The following is a 4,040-nucleotide window of genomic DNA, read 5'->3' on the forward strand; positions in this document are numbered from 1 at the left end:
GGAACCTCGATCATCCCGTGGGCGCCGCGTCCGCCTGTTCCCGGGCCGTTCTCACCGCGACGCCGTAGCCGCTACCAGCCCGCGACGCCAGCCGACACGCCGATCACGACTTTGTCGCAGCCCTGCCTCCTCAGGGGGTCACGACGGTCAGGGCCGCCGTGAGAATCGGCGCCAGTTCCTGGACTGACGCATTCTGGGGATGCCGCCTGAGGGTGCGCAACAGCTCCCGCAGGTCGGCGGCGATGGTCGCGGAACTCACCGCCAGTACGTCGGGGAGCACCCACCTGGCGAGCTCGCAGGCGTGTTCGATGTCGCCGGCCGTAGCATGGGCCCGCGCCTGGCGGGTGCCGTATCGGGCCCGGGTACGTGCCGCCTCCGCGGGGACCTGGCGCATCTGCGCGTCCAGCACATCAGCGGCCCGCGCCGGGCGTCCGAGGTCGAGAAGGCACCATCCGGTGATCATCCCGACGGAGTCGCTGAGGTTGGTGCTGCCGATGACGGGCACGCCTTCGTCGGGCACCGCGGCGGCGAGCAGCTCACGGGCCTGGTCCAGGCACCACATACAGGCGTCGTAGTCGCCGTTGATCGCGTGTCCCTGCGCTTCCCGCTGCACCGCCAGTCCGCGGATCCGCGGTGGCAGCGCGCCATCGCGCGCCTGCCGGGCAAGCGCCACGGTCTCGTCGCCCTCATCCCGGTAGAGAGTGACCAGTGCATGGCGAACCTTCGCGTAGGCAGCGAGCTGCCGGTCGCCTCCGGCGGCGGCCAACTCGACCGCCCGCTGCGTCCACCACAGGGCCGCGCTGTCGTCTCCGCGTTCCTGCATCAGCCAACCGACGTACTCCGCGTACCGCGAACCGAGACGGAGCAGCTCACACCGCACGCGTGGAGCCGCATGGACGGACAGCTCCCGCAGGGTGTTGGTGTGCGCTATGAGGGCGGGGAGGACAACACCCGGACCGACCGACTGGCCGAGCCGGCGGTAGTTCTCGAACAACGTTTGGAAAACCGCCACCGTCGAGCTGTCCGCCAGGTCTGAGCCGGTCGCGGCGGTGCTCGGCGAACCGAGGCCGACAGCCATCGCGGAGGCCATTCCGGCTGCTACTATCTGCCGCCTTCCGATCGGCTGGAACCAACTCTCTCCCGCCGGGGAGAACTGCATGATCCAAACCTCCTCCTCGATACTGTCCCCGCCATCCACTTCCCGCATCAAGGACGGTGAAGAATCAGCGGTTGACAGCATTGCGAGCAGAACACCGCCGGTCCGCAACGCACCGTCGCACAGTTGCGCGAGCTCACGGTTCGGCGCTTTCGCACCCCGCTCGACCTTGCTGAGATGACCCTTGCTGTAGTGCACGGTTCTTGCCAACACACTGAGCGTGACACCCGCAGCTAGGCGTAGCTTCCGTAGTTCTCTCCCGAATGTCTGGCCGTCGCCGTGCACGTGGACCCCCGCCGCTGTCCGAACATCGCCAGTCCGATCAGCCGAGTGTCCCGCAGTCCGAGTGTGCCAGTTATCGGAACGAACGACATCGGCCGCGGCGCGTTTCCCGTTTCCTCTTGACGGCAACGCCAGCATGCAATGCTGCAGAGCAAACAAAGGCCGCTTGCTGGGAGGTGGCCGTTCCAGCGCGATCCTGACCGGCTGCCCGGCCGGCAGCTCCTGTCGACTGCGGCGCGCCCGGCGGCGTCGACGGACCACACCCTTCGCCGCGAAGCGACTACCGGCGGGTGTGAGAGCGCCGCCGGTTGCTCCCCTCAGACCATGGTCTCCCGCCGGGCACGGCCGACGGCGGCCCGAACCTGTCGATGGCCTCTGGAGCGGCTACCCAGGCCTCGCACCGGCGGGTCCTCGGCCTCCGGAAGCTGCGACAGCAGCACAGCCGCGGCGCGTCAGGCCAGTGCGGTACCGATCCGGCCGCGTCTCGCCGCGGCGAGTGCGGCGCGGCAGGCGGCCGCCCCCGCCGCCGCGTCACCGACCGGTGCCGCCGGCATGCGCGGCGGTGTGTCGACCGGCGTGGATGGCGGGCGTACCGTGTGCAGACCCGACCAGATGTTCAGCCAGGCTGACCACCACCGGGCCGGATCGACCGCACGGTGCGCCCGATAGGCCGCTGCGACCATCGCCCCCACACCGGCACGTCTCAGTACGGCCCGCACTGCATCCACCTGCTCCGGCGTCAGGGCGAACGACGCCCGGAGCCCCCGGGCGACCAGCGCGTCGGCGAGGGCTCGCAGATCCTCGGGCACTGTCCGGCCTCGCCTTGACGGGCCGGCTGGCCGGCGCGGCTGCCGCGTACTCCCCCCGGGAGTACGCGAGGTAAATCTCTGGGAGATCGTCGGTCCTGGTGATCTGGCTGCCCGGTCCTCGCTCCGCCGGTAGGGTGCCGATCTCCGGCCCACCACCGATTCCGCGGGTATTGGGGCCGCGACGGCTTCCGGTGCCGGTGCCGGTGCCGGTGGACGAACGATGCGGTACCGGTTCGACCGGCGCCCACCGCCAAGCTCGGTGACCAGAACGCCCTGCGCCTCCAGGCCACGGACCGCGCGACGGGCGGAGGACACCGACACTTCGGCCCGCGCCGCCAGCGTGATCATCGATGGGAACGCGCCCGACCAGTCCGACGCGTCGACATAGTGGGCTATCCCGACCAGCGTCGAACGCAGCACCCGCACCGACACCACCCGCCCGCTGACAACGGCCGGGACCAGCCGAACCGAGCGAACATAGGAGTACAGCGCGGCGACCGCTGAATGCTGTGGGATAGTGTGAGTCACGGTTCGGGCTCCTGGTGCTACAGGGTTCGGATTGAGGCCCCGTTCTGGTGCGCTAACACCGGGCGGGGCCACCCCATCAGGGGGATGATCTACGGTAACTCTCGAAACAGGCCTCCCTCACCGCGTTTGCTTCGCGACCACTACCGAGCCACATTCCCCGCAGGCGAATGACGCCGCCACCAGCAATCCACGCTCAATCATTCAACGCAAAGCGAACAGCGACCTATACGCCAGCTGGAGGCGGGGGGCAGACTTTCGAAGCTCCTGTTCTTCTGGAGTCACCGACTACCGCCGGACGGCGGCGTCAGGAAAGGCTGCCTCAGTCAGTGGCGTGGCCGGGGTACGGTACCCGCCCGCGCCGTGCCCGGCGCTCGCCTGGTGGCGGCGGAGCGGTCGCCACCGACCCGCGATCGGTTCAGGAACGCACCTCGCCGTGTTCGTCGACGAACAGGACCCCGATCGCGGCCCGGTCGAGACTCACGCGGGTGCGTTCGTGCAGCCGGCGGTAGGTCGGGACGTCGGGGAGGCCGATGGCCACCTCGTAGTGCGGGAACTCGCCGTGGGTGAGCATCGCCCGCAGGATCGCCTGCCCGTACCAGTGCCGGGCCTGCGTGCCGGGCTGGGTCGGCTTGACCTCGCCGGCTCGCGCCGGATCCGCATAGGTGCCCCTGGTGGGGAAGCCCTTCACCTCGACGGCCAGGGTCCGCCCGTCCCGGGCCGCCAGAATGTCGACACCGCGCTCCTTCGTCGCGGTCTCGGCGACCCCGCCGGATCTCCCAGCCCTCCCGCACCAGGTGCGCGACGAGCATCCCCTGCACCGACGCCTCCGCGAAGCCGCCGTGCAACGTGCCCACACCTGGCGGCGCATCAATGGTCTGCCGCTCGGTTCCCGCAACAGCCCGTGTCCCGGCACTGGCCGGCCGTTCCACTTCACCGACCGGCTCCGTCTTTGCTTTACCGGCCGTCTCCGCCTTCGCCGCCGCTGTCCCGGCCGCGGCCACTTCCGCCGCCTTGCGGGCAGCATAGGTGCCGCTTGCGGAGCTGCCGCGCGGACGGCGGCAGCTCCCCACCAGCTTCTCCACCGCCTCGAAGCTCAGCGCCTCGACGGTCACCTCGGCCGGAAGACCTGCCAGATGGTCTGGAGCGTTCCCGCTTTTGTAGACAAGCCTAACTATGCCGCACGGAGGTCTCGTCCGTCAAATTCTTCCTCGAACTCGATGGGGGTGAGGTAACCGATTGCGGAGTGTATCCGCTGCCGGTTGTAG

At 69.6% G+C, this 4,040-nt stretch carries 3 protein-coding genes and 1 pseudogene; all 4 read right to left on the reverse strand.

Going from position 1 to position 4,040, the window contains the following annotated elements; all coding sequences use genetic code 11:
- Positions 1 to 130: 130 nt before the first annotated feature.
- The 4 genes and pseudogenes from AB1460_RS36100 to AB1460_RS36120 all read right to left on the reverse strand — a co-directional run bounded on the left by AB1460_RS36100 (position 131) and on the right by AB1460_RS36120 (position 3,643).
- Complete coding sequence (locus AB1460_RS36100) at positions 131 to 1,090, reverse strand: transcriptional regulator (protein ID WP_368966978.1); 960 nt, start codon at positions 1,088 to 1,090, stop codon at positions 131 to 133.
- A gap of 210 nt (positions 1,091 to 1,300) precedes the next feature.
- Positions 1,301 to 1,576 (reverse strand): annotated as a pseudogene (locus tag AB1460_RS36105) (helix-turn-helix domain-containing protein); the annotation flags it as partial.
- A 314-nt stretch (positions 1,577 to 1,890) separates the two neighbouring features.
- Positions 1,891 to 2,247 (reverse strand): hypothetical protein, encoded by a 357-nt coding sequence (locus AB1460_RS36110; protein WP_018638793.1) that lies wholly within the window; start codon positions 2,245 to 2,247, stop codon positions 1,891 to 1,893.
- Between the two features lie 943 nt (positions 2,248 to 3,190).
- Complete coding sequence (locus AB1460_RS36120; RefSeq protein ID WP_368966976.1) at positions 3,191 to 3,643, reverse strand: hypothetical protein; 453 nt, start codon at positions 3,641 to 3,643, stop codon at positions 3,191 to 3,193.
- Positions 3,644 to 4,040: the final 397 nt, after the last annotated feature.

It is taken from the genome of Parafrankia sp. FMc2, assembly GCF_041008525.1.
GTDB lineage: Bacteria > Actinomycetota > Actinomycetes > Frankiales > Frankiaceae > Parafrankia.

Coding starts and splice junctions, on each gene's coding strand:
- AB1460_RS36100 (WP_368966978.1), bottom strand. CDS start 1,090: ATGGCCTCCGCGATGGCTGTCGGCCTCGGTTCGCCGAGCACCGCCGCG.
- AB1460_RS36120 (WP_368966976.1), bottom strand. CDS start 3,643: ATGCGCCGCCAGGTGTGGGCACGTTGCACGGCGGCTTCGCGGAGGCGT.